This is a genomic window from Mongoliimonas terrestris (assembly GCF_001927285.1).
In the GTDB taxonomy this organism is placed as follows: Bacteria; Pseudomonadota; Alphaproteobacteria; order Rhizobiales; family Pleomorphomonadaceae; genus Chthonobacter; species Chthonobacter terrestris.
In genome coordinates, this window is sequence record NZ_MSIG01000019.1 from 35,314 (window position 1) to 54,946 (window position 19,633).

The following is a 19,633-nucleotide window of genomic DNA, read 5'->3' on the forward strand; positions in this document are numbered from 1 at the left end:
TTATTCGCCAGGAAATCCATGGAGCGACCGACCGTCGCACCTTGGCCAAGACCAATGGGGCGATCGACGGAGCGGCCGCATCCGTGGTCGGGAGGATCGAAGCGGCCGGGCAGCCCAACGACCGGGACGACGGGACGAGGAACGCGCTACGCCGCGCAGGAGCGCGACGGCGATGCCGTTCGAACGCCGTCGACCGGTCGGGCCAGGGGCCGGCAGCATGAGGAGGCGAGGGATTACATGAACGGACTTCTCGCGTTCAGCCGTGGCATAGACCGCCTGTCGACGGTGGTGCACAAGACCATCATGTGGTTGTCGCTGGTCGCCATCCTGGTCAGCGCCGGCAACGCCTTCACACGCAAGTTCCTGAACCTCAGCTCCAACGCGTGGCTCGAGGCGCAGTGGTACCTGTTCTCGGCCGTTTTCCTGCTCTGCGCGGCCTATACGCTCCTGAAGGCCGAGCACGTGAAGATCGACATCCTCTACGGCCGCCTGCAGCGCCGGACCCAGGTGTGGATCGACATCCTCGGCACCATCCTCTTCCTCTTCCCCTTCTGCATCATCACCGTCGTCCTGGTCTGGCCGGTGGTGGTCGACAAGATCAACAGCGGCGAGATGTCGTCCAACGCCGGCGGACTGATGATGTGGCCGGTGTGGATCCTCATTCCGCTCGGCTTCGGCCTGCTCGGCCTGCAGGGCCTGTCCGAGCTCATCAAGCGGATCGCCTTCCTGACCGGTCACGGACCGGATCCGGCGCTCGACCAGACAGCCTCGACCCACTGATCCTCGGGACCGGAGATCCTTGATCCCATGACCGCTCTCCTTGCCGAGAACCTCGCGCCGATCATGTTCGTCGCCCTCGTGGTGGTGATGCTGTTCGGCTACCCGGTCGCCTTCGCCCTGGCGGCCAACGGCTTCGTGTTCGGCCTCGTCGGCATCGAACTCGGGCTTCTGCATCCCAATCTCTTCGGCGCCATCCCGGACCGCATCTTCGGCACGATGGCCAACGAGACGCTGCTCGCCATCCCCTTCTTCACCTTCATGGGCCTCATCCTGGAACGGTCCGGCATGGCCGAGGACCTCCTGGACACCATCGGGCAGTTGTTCGGGCCGATCCGCGGCGGCCTCGCCTACGCGGTGATCCTGGTCGGCGCGCTTCTGGCCGCCACCACCGGCGTGGTGGCCGCCTCGGTCATCTCCATGGGCCTCATCTCGCTGCCCATCATGCTGCGCTACGGCTACGACCGTCGCGTCGCCGCCGGCACCATCGCGGCCTCCGGCACGCTGGCGCAGATCATCCCGCCGAGCCTGGTGTTGATCGTCCTCGCCGACCAGTTGAAGACCGGCTCCAGCCAGGTGGTCTCGGTCGGCGACATGTACGCCGGCGCGCTGATCCCGGGCCTCGTGCTCACGGCGCTCTACGGCGGCTACATCCTGCTCGTCTCCATCTTCAAGCCGGAGTTCGTGCCGGCCTTGCCGCCGGAGGCGCGGGTGCTCCGGGGCACCAAGCTCGCCTTCAAGGTGATCACCACCCTGGTGCCGCCGCTGGTGCTGATCTTCCTCGTCCTCGGCACCATCTTCATCGGCCTCGCCACGCCCACCGAAGGCGGCGCCATGGGGGCCGTCGGCGCGCTCATCCTGGCCGCCCTCAACGGGCGCCTCAACATTACGATGATCTATCAGGCGCTCGACACGACGGCGAAGCTCTCCTCCTTCGTCATCTTCATCCTGCTCGGCGCCCGCGTCTTCTCGCTGACCTTCTACGGGGTGGACGGCCATATCTGGGTGGAGCATCTGCTCACCGCCATCCCGGGCGGCGAACTGGGCTTCCTGATCGTCGTCAACATCCTGGTCTTCCTGCTCGCCTTCTTCCTCGACTTCTTCGAGCTCGCCTTCATCATCGTGCCGCTGCTGGTGCCGGTGGCGGAGAAGCTCGGGATCGACCTCGTGTGGTTCGGCATCATCCTCGGCGTCAACATGCAGACGTCCTTCATGCACCCGCCGTTCGGCTTCGCGCTCTTCTATCTCCGCTCGGTGGCTCCGGCGAAACCCTACCTCGACAAGGTCACCGGCAAGACCATGGCGCCCGTGACGTCGGGGCAGATCTACATGGGCTCGATCCCCTATGTGATCATCCAGATCCTCATGGTCTCTCTGGTGATCGCCTTCCCCTACATGGTCACCCACTACAAATCGACGGTGGAGGCGGTCGATCCCTCGACCATCAGCATTGACATCCCGATGCCGGGCCTCGGCGCTCCGGGTTCGGGTGCCGGCGACAACCCGTTCGGCGGCCCGGGTGCCGGCGACAACCCCTTCGCCACCCCGCCGGCGGATGGTGCCGCCCCCGGCGCTCTGCCGCCACCCGATTTCGGCGCGCCGGCGGCCCCGCCGGCGCCGAGCGCTCCCGGTGGTCTGCCCCAGCCTGATTTCGGCGCGCCTGCCGCGCCGGGTCAGTGACGGAAGTCGACGCACGGGCACGGCGGGATCGCCGTGCAGCCGGCGCTCTCGCGCACACGAAAAAGGGCCCGCCGTGAGGCGGGCCCTTTCCGTTGAAGCCGGTTCGGCGGTCGGCTTACTTGCCGGCCGCCTGCTGGCCGTAGACGTAGCTGTCGTAGGTGTACTCGGCCACGCGGAACCACTGGTAGGCTTCCGTGCGGAACTTCGCCCACGGCTCGTAGACCGCCTTGAAGGTCGGCGTAGAGGCGGACAGCTCTCCGTAGACCTCGAATGCGGACTTGTAGGCCGCGTCCAGCACGTCGCGCGGCATCGGCCGCAGCTGCACGCCCTTGCCGACCAGGCTGCGGATGGCCGTGATGTTCTTCACGTCATACTGCGCGAGCATGTTCTGATTGGCGTAGGCCGTGGCGGCGGTGAGCGCCGTCTTGTAGGCCGGCGGCAGCGCATCGTACTTCGCCTTGTTGAAGAAGAAGTGCACGGTCGGGCCGCCTTCCCAGAAGGCCGGGTAGTAGTAGAACTTGGCGACCTGATAGAAGCCGAGCTTCTCGTCGTCGTAGGGGCCGACCCACTCGGTGGCGTCGATGGTGCCCTTCTCCAGCGCCGGATAGATGTCCGCGCCGGCGATCTGCTGCGGCACGATGCCGATCCGCTCGACCACCTTGCCGGCAAGGCCGGCGATGCGCATCTTCAGGCCCTGAACGTCGGCGAGGTTGGTGACTTCCTTGCGGAACCAGCCGCCCATCTGGACGCCGGTGTTGCCGCCGGGGAAACCCACCACGTTGAAGTTGGCGAAGAACTCGTTGAGGAGCTCGTTGCCGCCGCCCTGATAGAGCCAGGCGTTCTGCTGGCGGGCGTTGAGGCCGTAGGGCAGGGTGGAGGCGATGGCGAACGTCGGGTCCTTGCCCCAGTAGTAGTAGGACACGGTGTGGCACGCCTCGACGGTATCCTGCGAGGCGGCGTCGAGCGCCTGCAGCGCCGGCACCAGCTCGCCGCCCGGGAAGACCTGGATCTGGAACTTGCCGTCGGTCATCTCCGACAGGGTCTTGGCCATCACCTCGGCGCCGCCGTAGATGGTGTCCAGCGACTTCGGAAAGCTTGACGTCAGGCGCCACTTGATTTCGGGCATGCTCTGGGCGAGCGCCGGGGTGGCGAGCGGTGCCGCCGCGGCCGCCGCGCCGCCGGTGACGAGGCCCGCCTTCTTGATGAACGAACGACGATCCATGGGTCCTCCCAAGGGGTGTTTGCCGCAGCCGCCCGTCCGGGTCTCGGTCCGGGCCAGGCTGCGTCCTCCGGTCTCTGCGGGATCCGTCCGGCTCGAAAACGGCCGGGTTCGGCGGGCGCTGACGGCGCGTCTCCCGTCGCGCCTGTCCGCTCGGCCGTCCGGCCGTGAACAGGCCGCCAGCGGCCGGTCGCCCTCCCGTTGCGGACTAAAGCGCATCGCCCCGGCCAGAACAAGCGGAGAAACCCGTTTTGTACCAAGGATCTGTGGTGCTACGACGAATGTCTCTCCGGACCCCCTCGGACACCGGCAGAATTGCCCGCGGAATGACCAGGGGCGCCGAAGTCTTGACGCCGCCTCGTTTCTCATCAGTATCGGCGGCACGCTTTCGCCACAGGATCCATCATGGTCGTTCCGGTCATTCTCGTCTCCTCCGACGTGCGGCCCTTGCAGGGCTACACCTGGCACGCGGCCCCGCAGCCCTATCTTGAAGCCGCGCTCGACCGGGCCGGCGCCCTGCCGCTGATCCTGCCCTCCTTCGGTGATCGCCTCGCGCTCGACGCGGCCCTCGACCGGGTCGACGGGGTGCTCGTCACCGGGTCGCGCAGCAACGTCCATCCGTCGCTCTACGGCGCCGAGGCGAGCGAGCGCGACGAGCCCTTCGACCCGGCGCGCGACGCCACGACGCTGCCGCTGATCCGCCGCGCGATCGAGCGGGGCATTCCGCTGCTCTGCATCTGCCGCGGCCTGCAAGAGCTGAACGTGGCGCTCGGCGGCACGCTCGGCCGGGAGATCCAGGACGAGGACGGGCGCATGGACCACCGGGCGCCGGACAGCGAGGAGCAGGAGATCCGCTTCGCCATCCGCCACCCGGTCATGGTGCGCGCCGGCGGGTGCCTCGGCCGGATCGTGGAGACCGACAGCATCGACGTGAATTCCCTCCACCGGCAGGCGGTCGCGCGCCTCGCCGACGCGCTGCAGGTGGAGGCGAGCGCCGCCGACGGTACCATCGAGGCGGTGTCCGTCCAGAACGCGCCGGGCTTCACCCTCGGCGTCCAGTGGCATCCGGAATACTGGGCGCGGACGGACGGTCCGTCGTCCCGGATCTTCGGCGCGTTCGGAGACGCGGCGCGCGCCTACGCGCTTGCGCGCAACGGCGTGTTCGGGCGCGCGGCCGAATAGCCGGCGGGCGCCGATCGGGAGGCGGCGTCAGCCGGCGAGGCTGGCGCCCAGCATCAGCAGGCCGAAGCCCAGCACCAGGAGGGCGCCGAAACCCTCCACCGTCTGGTGCATGACGGCTGCCGCGCCGCTCCGGCCACCGGTGAGGCGCAGCGCCAGGCCGCGGGCCGAAACGGCGAGGAGCGTCAGGGCCGCAACCGTCAGCCCCGTCCCCAGCGCCATCGCCACGGTCGCCGCGATGCCGGCCGCGTAGAGGCCCTGGGAGAGCGCGAACACCAGGACGATCAGAGCCCCCGTGCAGGGCCTCAGCCCGACGGCCAGGATGGTGGTCCAGGCCTTTCGGAGGTCGAGCGGCCCGCTCACCGAAGCCGGTGGCGGCACGTGCGCATGCCCGCAGCCGCAGTCCGGACCGTGATGGTGGTGGTCGTGCTGCCCGAGCTGGAACTCGTCGTGGTGCGCATGGCCATGGTGCGCAGGGTGGTGGTGATCATGGCCGTGGGGACCGTGGTCATCGTGATCGGGGGCCGGCGCGTGGATCGTGCCGGCGAAGGCGAGCGCGCTGCCGACCGGCACCGTCACGGGCCGGTAGCGGTCCGCCATGGCCGCGGCGAGGGGGCGGACGATCTTGCGCTGCACCAGCCAGACCCCGAGCAGGGTGATGAGGGCGAAGGAGCCGATCTCGAAAAGGCGCGCCGCCGCGGTCATGGCCATGGACGTCGCCCCGAGGGCGATCGCCGCCACCGAGACCAGCAGGATCGCGGTCACCGCCTGGGCGAGCGCGGACATGAGGGCGAGGAGCGCGCCGTTTCGCGCCGTCTCGCGGTTGGCGAGCACATAGGCCGAGACGATCGCCTTCCCGTGTCCGGGCCCGGCCGCGTGCAGCACCCCATAGGCGAACGAAAGCGCCATCAGCCAGACGCCCGCGCTGCCGTCCGTCTTCATGGCCCGAACCGTTTCGGTCAGGGCGCGGTAGAATCGGCTCTGCTCGGCGGCGATCCAGGCGAAGACGCCCGGCAGGAAGCCGCCCGCCGACGGTGCGGGCTCCGGCAGGCCGACGCCGAACGGGCTCGCCGCATGGGCGGCGGTGGCCGCTGCAACGAGAAGGGCGATCGCCAAGGCGTGCGAGCGGACGGGCGGTGTCATGGGCAGCGCACGCTCGCGCCGTTGGAGAGATCGCGGGTGATCATGGCAAGCTCGTCAGGTATCTCGCGCTGGTCGGCGGGAATTTCGGCAAGCGTCGCGGCGGTGGCCACGTCCAGTTCCTCCGGCCGGAACACCTCCATGGTGCAGGCGTCCGGCGCCCCGTCGAGCGCCACGGGCGTCTCCTCCACGAAGCCGAACGCCACATAGTAGGTCGGGTCGTAGACCTCCAGCGTCGCCGGCAGGCCGCGGATCTCCACGGCTTCCTTGGTCGGCAGGGTGAAGTAGAGAGTGAGCAGCCCGTCGTCCGACTGGAGCCAGTATTCGGTCGGTTCGGAGAAGTCGATGTCCCGGTCACCGGCGGCCAGGAAGGTGAAGTAGCCGAAGTCCTTCAGCGAGGAGACGTTGACCTCCGCCAGCGGCTTCAGCTCCGCCACCGACAGGGCACCGTCGCCGTCCGCGTCGAGGCCCTGGCTGGCGAAGGCCGAGTAGGCGTCGTCGAAGCGCCACACGTTGCGGATGGCGGTGACGCGGCCGTTGGCGTCGAACACCATCTCGGCCTTTGCATCCACGAAAACGTGCGGGTGGGCGAACGCTGGCGCGACGGACGCCGCGAGGGCGCCGGCAATCAGCCATCCGCGGAGCCCGCGGCAGTGGATCGGCATGGACGATATCCCCGTTCGGGCCGTCGGATCGGCCTACAAATCATGCATTGCCGCCGATTTCGGCGCAACGATGACGACGGGAACGATGATGGGGCTTCAGGCGCCCCTGCAGTTCTCGCCGTCGAACTTGGCGAACCACTCGGCCATGAAATCCACGAAGGCGCGGACCTTGGCGGAGAGATGCCGGCGGTGCGGATAGACAACGTAGATGCCGGGCGTCACCGCTTCATACTCCTCCAGAACCACCTCCATGGTGCCGGCCTCCAGGTCGTCGCGGACTATGATGTAGGGCACCGACCCGTAGCCGAGGCCGCAGAGGATGGCGAGGCGGACCGCCATCGGCGAGTTCACCTCCACCCGTCCGGCCACCTGCACCGTGTGGCGGTTGCCATCCACGTTGAAGCGCCAGGAGAAGCGGCTGCGGAGGTTGCTGTCGATCACGCACGGCAGGTCGGTCAGGTCGTCCGGGTGCTGCGGCCGCCCGTGGGTGGCGACCACGTCGCGACGGGCGGCGATGACGAAGCGGTATTCGGCGAGCTTGCGGGCGATCAGGCTGGAATCCTGCATCTCGGTGATTCGGATCGCGCAGTCGAACCCCTCGTCGACCAGATCCACGAACCGATCGTCGAGCCTCAGATCCAGCTTGATGGCCGGGTTGGCCGCCACGAACTCCATCATGGCCATGCCGACGAAGCCGTCGCCGAAGGTGCGCGGACAGGCGACGCGCAGGAGGCCGGTCGGCTCGCCGTGCCGGTCGCGCACCATGTCCTGCAGGTCGTCCACCCGCTGGAGGATCTCGCCGGCATCCCGGTAGTAGGCCTGCCCGAGTTCGGTGAGCGACAGCCGCCGGGTGGTGCGGTTCATCAGCCGGGTCCCGAGCTCGTCCTCCAACTCCTTGACATATTTGGAGATCAGCGCCTTGGAGCGGCCGAGCTTGCGGGCTGCGGCGGAAAAGCCGCCGGCGTCCACCACCTCCACGAAGGTCCGCATCCGGGTGAGCGTGTCCACGGTGTCCTCCCTCGCGGCGCATCCTGACGCCTTGCGGGCCGCGGTCCGACGCGCGCCGGCCGAGACCTCTGTTGCGCCGTCGCCCGGTGAATGTTCACCGAGGACGCGTCATTCCGATCGATGGACATGTAAGGCTGAAGCCTGCCGACGACAATGGAACGGCCGAACGAGCGGCTGCGATCGGCAGTCCGCGGTGCCTGTCAGGCATGCGCGAATAAATTTGCGCCACCGTCCGAATTTGCCCTTGCGAAGAGGGGGCAACGGAGTTATTTCCGCCCTTGCCCAATTTCGCACGTGCCTGTGGTTGCGTGCCGGTTTCGTAAGGGCCGCTCACGGCGGTATCCAGCGAGGGCAAACCGGTGACCGGAGAAGAACCGGGTCTAAGCCGCTTCTCAAGCGGTGGACGCGACTTAAAGCAACGACGTAGAGGGCTTTTTTGGTCTCTGCCGGCGCTCCAACCGCCGGGGTCACTAAAGAGGCGACTACATCTTGCCTGACGTGCGGACGGGACACCCCGCTCCAATCAATGGCTTTACGGGATCGTGACGCGCTCCGCGATGGGGTTCGGCACGGGCTCGGCATCATTCCGCCGGCTGTCTTGGCCGGTTGCGAGCCGTTGCATGTTTCTGCCGGCGCCGTCTCCACAGCGGCGACGCGGAGCATCGCAACGACTCCGGATCGGTGAAACCGTTTTGGTTCGGGGCTTGTCCAATGACCGCTCGCATCCTTGATTTCCTCGCTTCCCGACGTCCCGAGGGTCCCTGCCTCGTGGTCGACCTCGACGTCGTGCGCGACAACTTCCTGACCTTCCGCCATGCGCTGCCCGACACCCGCGTGTTCTACGCGGTGAAGGCCAACCCGGCGCCGGAGATCCTGTCGCTCCTCGCCGAACTCGGCTCGTGCTTCGACTGCGCCTCCGTGGCGGAGATTCAGATGGCGCTCGCCGCTGGTGCCACGGCCGACCGCATCTCTTTCGGCAACACGATCAAGAAGGAGGCCGACATCGCCCGTGCCCGCCGGCTCGGCATCGACCTCTTCGCGGTCGACTGCGAGGCCGAGGTGGAGAAGATCGCCCGTCAGGCGCCCGGCGCCCGGGTGTTCTGCCGCATCCTCTGCGACGGCGCGGGCGCCGAGTGGCCCCTGTCGCGCAAGTTCGGTTGCGAGCCGGAGATGGCGGTCGACGTTCTGGAGCACGCCCATCGCCTCGGCCTGCAGGCCTATGGCGTGTCCTTCCACGTGGGCTCCCAGCAGGGCAACACGGAAGCCTGGGACGGCGCGCTCGCCTCGTCGGCCCATCTCTTCCGCACGCTCGCCGAGCGCGGCATTCAGCTGAAGATGGTCAACCTCGGCGGCGGCTTCCCGACCCGCTACCTGAAGGACGTGCCGGCCACCGAGGCCTACGCCCGCTCGATCACCGACGCGATCCGCCGCCACTTCGGCAACGCGATCCCGGAGACGATCATCGAGCCGGGTCGCGGCATGGTGGGCGGCGCCGGCATCATCAAGGCCGAGGTCGTGCTGATCTCCAAGAAGCAGACCAGCGACGACACGCGCTGGGTGTTCCTGGACATCGGCAAGTTCGGCGGCCTTGCCGAGACCATGGACGAGTCCATCCGCTACCCGATCCGCACCGGGCGGGACGGCGGCGACGTGGCCCCGTGCATCCTGGCCGGCCCGACCTGCGATTCGGCCGACGTGCTCTACGAAAAGACCCCCTACGCGCTGCCGCTCTCCCTGGAGATCGGCGACGAGGTGCTGATCGAGGGCACGGGCGCCTACACCACCACCTATTCGGCGGTGGCGTTCAACGGCTTCGAGCCGCTGCGCAGCTACGTGATCTGAGGCGCCCAGCCTCGATCCGGCCGATGGCGGCGCCTCCCCTTGGCGGAGGTCCCGTTCCACGGCCCGAGACCGGCGGACACCTCCGCCGGCACCTTTTCCCGCACCGGTGCCCCTCAGGGTGGCGCCGGCACCTCTGGTGTCTGTATCGCGTGCCGCGCGGCCTTTGCCGCGCGCCGCGGGGAAGGTCGCATCTCGATGATCACCTACCTGGACGAAGCGCCGCATGACGTCGGCGCCCGCGAGGCCCTGCTCGACCGCGCGTTCGGCCCGGCCCGCTTCCTGAAGTCCTCCGAGCGCATTCGCGCCGGCCGCCTGCCGGCGGAGGGCCTGTCGCTGATCGCCAAGGACGGCGAGCGGCTGGTCGGCACCGTGCGGCTCTGGCACGTGGCCGCCGGCCACACCGGCCGCGAGGGCCTGCTCCTCGGTCCGCTCGCGGTGGCGGCCGACCAGCAGGGCACCGGCGTCGGCGGCGCCCTGATGCGCCTTGCGCTCGCCCGTGCGAAGGCGCTCGGTCACGGCGCCGTGCTCCTCGTCGGCGATGCGCCCTACTACGGCCGCTTCGGCTTCACGGCAGAGCGGACGGCGGGCCTTGCCATGCCGGGGCCGTACGAGCGGCATCGCTTCCTGGCCGTGGAACTGCGGCCGGGAGCCCTCCTTGGCGCCGAGGGCGTGCTCCGCCCGACGGGACCGCGGCTGCCGGTGGACGTGCCGGCGCTCGAAGCCGCCGCCTGACCGTCTATCGGCGATCGGACCCTCACACGACGACGCGGGCGTCCGGAAGACGCCCGCTGCTTTTCAGCCGTCTTCCGGCATGTCTATATGTCCGCGGGTCAACGACTGGAGGGGCGCATGTTCGTGACCGGACTCGACGTGGCCATTGCGGCCTTTTTCATTCTCGCGGTCATCGTCTTCTTCGCCGGCATCAAGCAGGTGCCGCAGGGGTCCAACTGGACCGTGGAGCGGTTCGGCCGCTACACGAAGACGCTTTATCCGGGCCTCAACCTCATCGTCCCCTTCGTGGACCGGGTCGGCTCGAAGCTCAACATGATGGAGCAGGTGCTGGACGTGCCGTCCCAGGAGATCATCACCCGGGACAACGCCACCTGCACGGTCGACGGCGTCGCCTTCTTCCAGGTGCTCGACGCCTCCCGCGCCGCCTACGAGATCACCGGGCTGCAGAACGCCATCCTCAACATCACCATGACCAACATCCGCACGGTCATGGGCTCCATGGACCTCGACAATCTTCTCTCCAACCGCGACGAGATCAACACGCGCCTTCTGCACGTGGTGGACGCCGCCACGGAAAGCTGGGGCGTGAAGATCACCCGCGTCGAGATCAAGGACATCAACCCGCCGGCCGACCTCGTCGAATCGATGGCGCGCCAGATGAAGGCGGAGCGCGACAAGCGCGCCTCCATCCTGGAGGCCGAGGGCCAGCGGGCGGCGCAGATCCTGAAGGCCGAGGGCGAGAAGCAGGCGCAGGTGCTGCAGGCCGAAGGCCGGCGCGAGGCCGCCTACCGGGACGCGGAGGCGCGCGAACGGCTCGCCGAGGCGGAGGCCAAGGCGACGCTGCTCGTCTCCGAATCGGTCTCCAAGGGCGACGTGCAGGCGCTGAACTACTTCATCGCCGACAAGTACACCCAGGCGCTCGCCCAGTTCGCCCATTCGCCCAACCAGAAGATCCTGATGCTGCCCATGGAGGCGACCGCGCTGCTCGGCTCCCTCGGCGGCATCGCCGAACTGGCGCGCGCCACTTTCGGCGACGACGGCAGCCCGCCGCAGCCGCCGCGCCGGCGGAGCGGCTTCGTGCCGTCGGTCGGCACGCCGCCCGACGGCAACGGTTGACCGCGGCGGCGGACGGGGGAGGGCGCATCGATGATCGCGGAGGTGCTGCAGATGCTCGGGCCGTGGACCTGGTGGGTCCTCGGCATCATCCTCGCGGCCGTCGAGGTGGTGGCGCCGGGCGCCTTCTTCCTGTGGTTCGCCATGGCGGCCATCCTCGTCGGTGTGATCGCCCTTGCGGTGGACCTCGGCTGGCAGGTTGAGATCCTGCTCTTCATCGTCTTCGCCGTCATCGCGGCCTTCCTCGGCCGCCGCTTCTACGGCACGACGGAGGACACCAGCACCGCCGGGACGCTCAACGATCGCCTGCGCCGGCAGGTCGGCCGGCCGGCGGTGCTGGAGACGGCCATCGCCAACGGCACCGGCCACATCCGCCTGGACGACACGCTCTGGCGGGTGGAGGGGCCGGACCTTCCGGCCGGCACGCCGGTCACCATCGTCAGCGTGGACAACGGACGGCTGCGGGTCGCGGCACGCTGAACCGGTCGCCCGAACATGGCCGCACGGCCTTCGAGCGGGATGCATAACGGCAACTGAATACCATCTGTTAACCGCGTTCGTTTACCGATTGGAAACGGGCCTGCCGAGCCCGCGCGTCTTTCCGATCGTCTCCGAACCCGGTCCAGCCCCTTTCCATGCGGTCCCGCCTCCTCGCCGTCCTCGCTGCCGCCGGTCTGGTGGCCGGAGCCGCCCCGGCGGTCCACGGCCAGACCGTGGGCGTCGAAGCGGGCGCGCCGGCGGTCCGCCCGCCGGAGGCTGGCACAGCTGGCGGCGCAACGGCGTCGGACAGCCTGGACGGGCTGATCGAAGATCTCCTGCCCCCTGCCGATCCCGGCCTCGCCGACCCGCTCGGCCCGATTGACCCGGACGCGGTCGAGGCCGACGCGCCCGCTACGCCCGCCACCGCCACCGCTGCGGCGCGTCCCGAGACGCCGCTCACCGCGGACGGGTTGCGCGCCTCGCTGGTTCCCGCCGCCGCGCTCGGCCCGGCCGTGCGCCCGGTCCGTCCGGTCCAGTCCGTGCTGCCGGTCGTCGGTGCCGCCCCCATCCCTGTGAACACGGAGGAGGCGGCGCGCCAGGCTTTCGAGCCGATCGGGCTCAGGGTGCGCACCTTCACGGTCTTCGCCAGCGCCACCACCGGGATGGGCTGGTCGTCGAACCCGAGCGAAAGCCCGGACGGAGAGGGCGAGGCCTATTGGCGCCTCGGCGGCGAGGTGATCGCCCGATCCGACGCGGACGCCCGCGCCGGCCTCGATCTCACCCTCCGCGGCGGCATCCGCGACTACGCGGGCGGTGACCGGGAGATCGAGCCCTCCACCGAATTCCTCGCCGACGGGCGTTACGATGTGACGGAGGTCGACCGCCTCACCGCGGGCCTGCGCTACAGCTTCGCCACGGAGACCGGGTTTTCCGCGGAGACCGGCCCGGCGACCGGTGCCGCCATCCACACCCTTTCGGCCACCGCCGGCTACACCCGCGCGGCGGGCCTCATCGGCCTCAGCCTGCGCGGCGCCGTCGACCGCACGATCTACGACGGCGACGATCGGGACAACACGCTCGTCTCCGGCACCTTGCGCCTCACCCTCGACTCCGGCGCGGTGTTCGAGCCCTTCGTGGAGACGAGCCTCTTCACCCGTCTCCCCGACCGGACGGTGGACGAGGCCGGCTTCCGCCGGTCGAGCGTCGGCGGCGAGATGAAGGTCGGCACCGGCGTCGACACCGGCCTCGTCACCGGCGAAGTGGCGGTGGGCTATGCCACGGAAGTCCTCGACGACGACCGGCTAGACCCGCTCCGCGGCATGCTGGTGGAGGCCTCGCTAGCCTGGGCGATCACGCCGCTCACCACCATCACCCTCACGGCCGACACCCTGTTCGAGACCAGCCGCCTCGCCGATGCTAGCGGCGCCATCACCCGGTCGGCCGGCGTGGCGGTCGCCCATGCGCTGAGGCCCAATCTCATCCTGGATGCGGGCGGCGTCCTCTCCTTCCAGGACTATGAGGGGATCGACCGGTCGGTGACGCGCGTGGCCGCCCGGGCGGGTGCCGCCTGGCGGCTCAACCGGTCGATGGAGGTCACGCTCTCGGCCACGCACGAGGTGGCGGACAGCTCCGTCAACGGCGAGGATATCCACGAGACGACCGTGGAGGCCGGCATCACCGTGCGCCCCTGACCGGTCGATTGGAGACCGAAAAGGCCGGCGCCGTGGTCTCGCCCCGGCGCCGGCCCCTCGAACTTGCTCGCATCACGGCCCGACCGGCCGGCGCCCCTTCGGGCTTGGTATCATCCGCTTGCTGCCATCCGGCAGCAGGGTCACGTTGCCGCCATCCGGCAGCGGGTGCTCAGCGCAGCAGCGCGGCGAGCTCGGACTTGATGTTCGGGTGGATGTCCGTCCGCTCCTGGCCGTAGGCGATGTTCGCCTGCAGGAAGCCGAGCTTGGTGCCGGTGTCGAACGTGGTGCCGCGGAAGCGCACGCCGTAGAACGGGCTGGTCTCCACGAGGCGGAGCATGGAATCGGTCAACTGGATCTCGTTGCCGGCACCCCGCTCCTGGGTCTCCAGAAGATCGAAGATCTCCGGCTGCAGGATGTAGCGGCCCGAGATGAAGAGGTTGGACGGCGCTTCCGCGGGCTTGGGCTTCTCCACCATGCCTTTGATCTGGTGCACGTCCTCGTCGAGCGTGTCCCCGAGCGCCACGATGCCGTAGGACGAGGTCTGCGCCGGATCGCAGGCTTCCAGGCTGAGCACGTTGCCGCCGGTCTTGGCGTAGGCGTCCACCATGCTCTTCAGACACGGTGTATGATGCTTCATCAGCATGTCCGGCAACAGGACGGCGAAGGGTTCGTCGCCGATGATGTCCCGGGCGCACCAAACCGCGTGGCCGAGGCCGAGGGGCGCCTGCTGGCGGGTGAAGCTGGTGGCACCGGCCTTGGGCAGGTCGCGGTTCACGCTCTCCAGGGCTTCGGTCTTGTTCCGGCTCTCCAGGGTCGCGTTCAGCTCGAAATTGATGTCGAAATGATCCTCGATGATGGCCTTGCCGCGCCCGGTGACGAACACGAAGTGCTCGATACCCGCAGCCTTGGCCTCATCGACCACATACTGCAGGGCGGGCCGATCCACCACGGTCAGCATTTCCTTGGGAACCGCTTTCGTCGCCGGCAGAAATCGCGTTCCGAGACCGGCTACCGGAAACACCGCCTTGCGTATCGTCTTGGTCATTCCATGCTCCAAGTTCCAACCGAACCGGCGATCCTGCTGATCCCGCCATGATCCGGCTAATGGCCGCCAACCTATATGTCCGGAACAGTACGATTAACACCGTTCCGTTTCCATTAAAAAGACGGCGATTTGGCCTCTTTTCATCACGTTAACGCATCGTTAATCTTAAATGCTCCAGTAAATGAAATCTTACCTCTCGTTTCGGAAGTTCTGATGACCCTACGCTTGATGCCCAAGCTCATCGCCGTGGCTCTTCTTTGCGCCGGTTTGACCGGGTGTCTGTCGCTCGGCGGGCCGATGGGCTTCGACGGTGCACTGAACGCGGGTGAGCCGCCGCGATCCGACGGACCGATTCCGCGAGAATTCACTGCCTTCGTGGAGACACTGTGGCCGGATGCCGCCGCCAAGGGCGTGTCGCGCCGCACATTCGAAGCCGCCTTCGACGGGGTGGGCCCGGACCAGGGGGTTCTCGATGCGGCCAACCGGCAGGCGGAATTCGTCAAGCCGATCTGGGAGTATCTCGACGGCGCGGTGACCGACACCCGTATCGCCACCGGCCGGGAGATGCTGACGGTGCACCGGGCGAGCCTCGATCGGATCGAGGCGGCCTACGGGGTCCCTCGTACCTTCGTGGTGGCGATCTGGGGCATGGAGAGTTCCTACGGGGCGGTCCTGAACAACCCGCGCATCGTCCGCAACGCCGTCCGCGCCCTGGCGACCCTCGCCTGGAAGGGCGGGCGCCGGGCAAAGTACGGCCGCAACCAGCTCCTGGCGGTGCTGCGCATCCTGGAGCGGGGGGACACCGACCCGATCCACATCACCGGGTCCTGGGCGGGCGCCATGGGGCACACCCAGTTCATTCCCACCACCTACGAGGCCTATGCGGTCGACTTCGACGGGGACGGCCGGCGGAACATCTGGACGTCCATCCCGGATGCGCTGGCCTCGACCGCCAACTACCTGAACAAATCCGGCTGGCGGAGCGGACAGACCTGGGGCTACGAGGTTCGCCTGCCCGCGGGCTTCGCGGCCGCGGAGGACAGCCGGCGCACGCTCGGCGAGTGGCAGGCCGCCGGCGTCCTCCGGGCGAACGGGGCCGGTTTCCCGCGCGGCGGCGACAGTGCGCGCCTGTGGCGGCCGGCCGGCGCGGACGGGCCCGCCTTCCTGCTCCTCCACAATTTCGCGGTCATCAAGCGCTACAACAACGCCAACCCCTACGCGCTCGGGGTGGGGCACTTGGCGGACCGGCTCGGCGGCGGCGCGGCCTTCACGGCGCCCTGGCCGTGGGACGAGCAGGCGCTGACCTTTGACGAGCGCCGGGACCTGCAGTCCGAGCTTGCCCGCCGGGGCTATGACGTCGGCGAGATCGACGGCAAGATCGGATCGGGCACCATCGAGGGCATCCGCGCCTATCAGGCCTCCGCGGGCCTGCCCGTGACCGGCGAGCCCTCGCAGGACCTGCTCGACCGGCTGAAGGCCGGCCGCTGACCTCCGCCGCAGGCCGTCGGCCTGCGCTGGTATTTGCGGGTGTCCGTCGTGCCGATTGACCGGATCCACGTCCATCCCCACACTGGGTCCCTTGTGATGCAAGCCCGTCATCCGGGCTGGCGCGTTCATGTTCAACCGGCGAGCGCAAGCCGAAGCGCGGCGCCCTGTCGAACGACCCGGAGCGGTCCAGTGTTCCGCCGTATCCTCTCGAGCGCCCTTCTCGCCTGCCTGGTCTGGGTAGTCCTGGCGCTGGCCGTTCCGGCTCCGGCCTCGGCGCAGATCTTCGAACGCTCGCCCTTTTTCCTGCGCCTGTTCGGCATCGAGGAGCGCAAGCGACCTGCGCCCGGGCCGAAGATCATGCAGGTGCCGCCCTCGAGCCGGGCGCCGTCCGGTCCCATGGTGCTGACCCCGGAGGGCAGCCGGCCGCGCGGGCCGAAGGTGATCCGCGCGCCGGAACCGGCGATCGCCGTCAAGCCCAAGAACGCGGACGCCCGTCTGGTGCTGGTGCTGGGCGATGCCCTGGCGGCGGGCCTGGCGTCCGGGCTCGACGTCGCCTTCGCGGACACGCCGGATGTGCGGTTCGAGAGCATCTCCGAGCCGGAGGCGGGACTGGCCGCCACCGACCCGGTGGACGTCCGCCAAGCCCTTGAGGCCCGTCTCACTGCCGCGGATCCGCCGGATGCGGTGGTGGTCATGCTCGGCCTCGACGACCGGCGGCCGATCCTCGTCGACGGCATCGACGCGGAGTTCCGCACCCGGCCGTGGGAGACCGTCTACCGGGCGCGGGTGAAGGCCCTGATCGCGGCGGCGCGGGCGAAGTCCATCCCGGTGTTCTGGGTCGGGCTGGTGCCGACCGCCGACGTGGCCCTCATCACCGACTTCGCCTATCTGGACGAGTTGTTCCGCCAGGAGGCGGAGGCGAACGCGGCGGTCTATGTGGACGTCTGGAACGCCTTCGCGGATGCGGCCGGCGGGTTCACGCCGACCGGCGCGGACGTGGAGGGGCAGTCGCGGCAGCTGCGGCTGAAGGACGGCATCGGCTTCACCAAGTCGGGAAACCGCAAGCTCGCTTTCTTCGTGGAGCAGGAGGTGCGCACCTGGCTCTCCAAGGGCGCCCCCGGCTTCGTGCTCCCGCGTGCGGACGGCTCGGGCGGGCTGGTGGTATCCTTGTCCGACCCGGACGTGGAGCCGGACGAGGATTTCGCGGTGGAAGTGGCCCAACCGGCGCCGAAGACCGGCACCGCGCTGCACCGGCTCGTTGTCGAAGGGCGCCCGCTGGCGCCCCGTCTCGGCCGCGTCGACGATCTGGTCTCCACGGTGAACTGACCGGACGATGGTGAACTGATCGACCGATCAGCCCGTTCGACGGACGGCGCGCGCCCTGCGACGCGCGCTTCTCCTCAGGTCGGAAGCTGGCTCGCGCCCATCAGGTGGAGGTCGATCGACCGGGCCGCCTGACGGCCCTCCCGGATCGCCCAGACCACCAGGCTCTGGCCGCGGCGGATGTCGCCGGCGGCGAACACCTTCTCCATGGAAGTCTTGTAGCTCTCCGTGTCGGCGGCGATGTTGGCGCGCCGGTCGCGGGCGAGCGCCGCACCGGGGCCGGCGAGCAGGGCGCCTTCCAGCGGGCCGGCGAAGCCGATCGCAAAGAGCACGAGGTCGGCCCGGATCACGAACTCCGTGCCCGGGATCGGCTCGCGCTTCTCGTCCACCCGGGCGCACTTCACGCCCGTGACCTTGCCCTTGGCGTTGCCGACGATCTCCAGCGTGGCGCAGGAGAACTCGCGCTCGGCGCCTTCGGCCTGGGAGGAGGAGGTGCGGAACTTGGTCGGCCAATAGGGCCAGACCTTCAGCTTGTCCTCCTTCATGGGCGGCATCGGGCGGATGTCGAGCTGGGTCACCGAGAGGGCGCCCTGGCGGAACGAGGTCCCGACGCAGTCGGAGGCCGTATCGCCGCCGCCGATCACCACCACGTGCTTGCCGGAGGCGAGCAGCGGCTCCTCGTGGGAGACGTCCTCGCCGCCGATCCGGCGGTTCTGCTGGACCAGGAAGGGCATGGCGTAGTGGCAGCCGACCAGATCCTTGCCGCCAAGGCCGGGGTCGCGCGGCCGCTCGGCGCCGGCGGCGATCAGCACCGCGTCATGGTCGGCCACCAACTGGTCGAGCGAATGAGTGACGCCGACGTTGACGCCGTAGTGGAATGTCACGCCTTCCGCCGTCATCTGGTGCACGCGGCGGTCGATGTAGTGCTTTTCCATCTTGAAGTCCGGGATGCCGTAGCGCATCAGCCCGCCGGCCTTCGGCTCCCGCTCGTAGACGTGCACGTCGTGGCCGGCGCGGGCGAGCTGCTGCGCCGCAGCCATGCCGGCGGGGCCGGAGCCGACCACGGCCACGCGCTTGCCGGTCTTCACCAGCGGGACCTGCGGCGTGATCCAGCCCATGTCCCATGCCTTGTCGGCGATGGCCTGCTCCACGGTCTTGATGGCGACCGGGCTGTCCTCCAGGTTCAGCGTGCACGCCTCCTCGCACGGGGCGGGGCAGATGCGACCGGTGAACTCCGGAAAGTTGTTGGTGGAATGGAGGTTGCGCGCCGCCTCCTCCCAGTCGCCCGAATAGACGAGGTCGTTCCAGTCGGGGATCTGGTTGTGCACCGGGCAGCCGGTGGGACCGTGGCAGTAGGGAATGCCGCAGTCCATGCAGCGCGCGGCCTGCCGGCCCACCTCCTGCTCGGACAGCGGAATGGCGAACTCCCGGAAATGCCGGATGCGGTCGGACGCCGGCTGGTACTTCTGCTCCTGCCGGTCGATCTCGAGGAAACCTGTGACCTTGCCCATCGTCTCTGTCCGTCTCGGTTCGTGATCCGGCCGGCCGGCCGACCCTCTCGGATCCTCAGCGGATCCAGTTCTCAATCTTGAGCCCGACAACCCGGCCGAACTCCCTTTCGTTGTCCGTCACCAGAACCGCGTCCAGCGCGAGCGCGTGGGCGGCGATCAACATGTCCATCGGACCGATCAAAGCGCCACGACGATGGAGATCTGCGCGGAGTTCTGCATACGCCCGGTCTGCCGGCTCGCTCCAATCGATCACCGCGTAGGTGGCGAGAAAAGCCTCGACAAGATGCTCGATCCTTTTCGACGCCACCCGGCGGTACCCGAACCGAAGTTCGGCCGCCACGAGAATACTGATCGCCACACTTGACTGATCCACCGCCCTCAGCCGCGCAGCAGCCACGCTGGTCGGCTGCCTGATGAGAAACGAGACCGTGTTCGTATCCAGCAGGATGGTCATTCGTCGAAGCCGAGGTCCACCGGATCGAGCGGCAGTTCCTCGACTTCAGGCCAATCTTCATCCAGCGGCGGCTGAGCAGCCAGCCAGTCAAGAAGCTCCGCTGTGGTTTTCTTCGGTCGCTTCGGCTTGATATGGATGGTCCCGTCCAGATCCTTCCACATCACCGCCTTGTCGGCGTCCAGCTCGAACTCCTTGGGAATGCGCACGGCCTGACTTCGGCCGTTGCGGAAGAGGCTGACCTCCCGCTCGTCGCGTCTGGTGGTGGTCATGGCCGGCCTCCTTGTCA

The 19,633-nt window shown here is 68.7% G+C and carries 18 protein-coding genes; 10 read left to right on the forward strand and 8 right to left on the reverse strand.

Annotation, left to right across the window (positions count from 1 at the left end):
• Window positions 1-237 precede the first annotated feature (237 nt).
• Together BUQ68_RS19900 and BUQ68_RS19905 are read left to right on the forward strand one after the other, a co-directional pair.
• The gene (locus tag BUQ68_RS19900; RefSeq protein WP_075217774.1) at window positions 238-780 is read left to right on the forward strand and encodes a TRAP transporter small permease subunit; all 543 of its coding nucleotides are present in this window, start codon (window positions 238-240) and stop codon (window positions 778-780) included.
• A 27-nt stretch (window positions 781-807) separates the two neighbouring features.
• Complete coding sequence (locus BUQ68_RS19905; RefSeq protein WP_075217775.1) at window positions 808-2,457, forward strand: TRAP transporter large permease; 1,650 nt, start codon at window positions 808-810, stop codon at window positions 2,455-2,457.
• A 115-nt stretch (window positions 2,458-2,572) separates the two neighbouring features.
• Here the strand turns inward: BUQ68_RS19905 and BUQ68_RS19910 are convergent, their stop codons facing one another.
• Window positions 2,573-3,679, reverse strand: coding sequence for a TRAP transporter substrate-binding protein (locus BUQ68_RS19910; RefSeq protein WP_075217776.1), 1,107 nt, complete (start codon window positions 3,677-3,679; stop codon window positions 2,573-2,575).
• 402 nt (window positions 3,680-4,081) lie between these two features.
• On the opposite strand from BUQ68_RS19910, the gene BUQ68_RS19915 reads away from it, so the two are divergent.
• Window positions 4,082-4,858 carry a gamma-glutamyl-gamma-aminobutyrate hydrolase family protein gene (locus BUQ68_RS19915; RefSeq protein ID WP_075217777.1) on the forward strand — a complete coding sequence of 259 codons (777 nt, stop codon included), beginning with the start codon at window positions 4,082-4,084 and terminating at the stop codon, window positions 4,856-4,858.
• 27 nt (window positions 4,859-4,885) lie between these two features.
• Here the strand turns inward: BUQ68_RS19915 and BUQ68_RS19920 are convergent, their stop codons facing one another.
• The 3 genes from BUQ68_RS19920 to BUQ68_RS19930 all read right to left on the reverse strand — a co-directional run bounded on the left by BUQ68_RS19920 (window position 4,886) and on the right by BUQ68_RS19930 (window position 7,668).
• The gene (locus tag BUQ68_RS19920; protein WP_075217778.1) at window positions 4,886-5,998 is read right to left on the reverse strand and encodes a nickel/cobalt transporter; all 1,113 of its coding nucleotides are present in this window, start codon (window positions 5,996-5,998) and stop codon (window positions 4,886-4,888) included.
• Window positions 5,995-6,660 (reverse strand): DUF1007 family protein, encoded by a 666-nt coding sequence (locus tag BUQ68_RS19925; protein ID WP_075217779.1) that lies wholly within the window; start codon window positions 6,658-6,660, stop codon window positions 5,995-5,997. The genes BUQ68_RS19920 and BUQ68_RS19925 overlap by 4 nt, the downstream gene beginning before the upstream one ends.
• Window positions 6,661-6,756: 96 nt before the next feature.
• Window positions 6,757-7,668, reverse strand: coding sequence for a LysR family transcriptional regulator (locus BUQ68_RS19930; RefSeq protein ID WP_075217780.1), 912 nt, complete (start codon window positions 7,666-7,668; stop codon window positions 6,757-6,759).
• A 711-nt stretch (window positions 7,669-8,379) separates the two neighbouring features.
• Between BUQ68_RS19930 and BUQ68_RS19935 the strand changes: the two genes are divergently transcribed.
• The 5 genes from BUQ68_RS19935 (at window position 8,380) to BUQ68_RS19955 (ending at window position 13,526) form a co-directional block, all read left to right on the forward strand.
• On the forward strand, window positions 8,380-9,510 hold the full coding sequence (locus BUQ68_RS19935; RefSeq protein WP_075217781.1) for a type III PLP-dependent enzyme: 1,131 nt from the start codon (window positions 8,380-8,382) through the stop codon (window positions 9,508-9,510).
• A gap of 195 nt (window positions 9,511-9,705) precedes the next feature.
• Complete coding sequence (locus tag BUQ68_RS19940) at window positions 9,706-10,242, forward strand: GNAT family N-acetyltransferase (RefSeq protein ID WP_075217782.1); 537 nt, start codon at window positions 9,706-9,708, stop codon at window positions 10,240-10,242.
• Between the two features lie 117 nt (window positions 10,243-10,359).
• Complete coding sequence (locus BUQ68_RS19945; RefSeq protein ID WP_095407389.1) at window positions 10,360-11,358, forward strand: SPFH domain-containing protein; 999 nt, start codon at window positions 10,360-10,362, stop codon at window positions 11,356-11,358.
• A 30-nt stretch (window positions 11,359-11,388) separates the two neighbouring features.
• A complete protein-coding gene (locus tag BUQ68_RS19950; RefSeq protein WP_075217783.1) occupies window positions 11,389-11,835 on the forward strand; it encodes an NfeD family protein in 447 nt (148 codons plus the stop codon).
• A gap of 155 nt (window positions 11,836-11,990) precedes the next feature.
• Window positions 11,991-13,526, forward strand: a complete 1,536-nt coding sequence (locus BUQ68_RS19955; RefSeq protein ID WP_075217784.1) for an outer membrane beta-barrel protein — start codon at window positions 11,991-11,993, stop codon at window positions 13,524-13,526.
• 169 nt (window positions 13,527-13,695) lie between these two features.
• Here the strand turns inward: BUQ68_RS19955 and galU are convergent, their stop codons facing one another.
• The gene (gene galU, locus BUQ68_RS19960; RefSeq protein ID WP_075217785.1) at window positions 13,696-14,571 is read right to left on the reverse strand and encodes a UTP--glucose-1-phosphate uridylyltransferase GalU; all 876 of its coding nucleotides are present in this window, start codon (window positions 14,569-14,571) and stop codon (window positions 13,696-13,698) included.
• A gap of 213 nt (window positions 14,572-14,784) precedes the next feature.
• Between galU and BUQ68_RS19965 the strand changes: the two genes are divergently transcribed.
• Entirely contained in the window at window positions 14,785-16,059 is a 1,275-nt protein-coding gene (locus tag BUQ68_RS19965) for a lytic murein transglycosylase (RefSeq protein ID WP_075217786.1), read from the forward strand.
• Between the two features lie 189 nt (window positions 16,060-16,248).
• Window positions 16,249-17,385, forward strand: a complete 1,137-nt coding sequence (locus tag BUQ68_RS19970; RefSeq protein WP_075217787.1) for an SGNH/GDSL hydrolase family protein — start codon at window positions 16,249-16,251, stop codon at window positions 17,383-17,385.
• Between the two features lie 74 nt (window positions 17,386-17,459).
• Here the strand turns inward: BUQ68_RS19970 and BUQ68_RS19975 are convergent, their stop codons facing one another.
• Genes BUQ68_RS19975 through BUQ68_RS19985 form a run of 3 tightly spaced genes read right to left on the reverse strand, consistent with a single transcriptional unit; the run spans window position 17,460 to window position 19,616 of the window.
• On the reverse strand, window positions 17,460-18,893 hold the full coding sequence (locus tag BUQ68_RS19975) for a glutamate synthase subunit beta (protein ID WP_075217788.1): 1,434 nt from the start codon (window positions 18,891-18,893) through the stop codon (window positions 17,460-17,462).
• Between the two features lie 55 nt (window positions 18,894-18,948).
• Complete coding sequence (locus tag BUQ68_RS19980; protein ID WP_075217789.1) at window positions 18,949-19,347, reverse strand: type II toxin-antitoxin system VapC family toxin; 399 nt, start codon at window positions 19,345-19,347, stop codon at window positions 18,949-18,951.
• Window positions 19,344-19,616, reverse strand: a complete 273-nt coding sequence (locus BUQ68_RS19985; protein WP_075217790.1) for an antitoxin — start codon at window positions 19,614-19,616, stop codon at window positions 19,344-19,346. The genes BUQ68_RS19980 and BUQ68_RS19985 overlap by 4 nt, the downstream gene beginning before the upstream one ends.
• Window positions 19,617-19,633 lie beyond the last annotated feature (17 nt).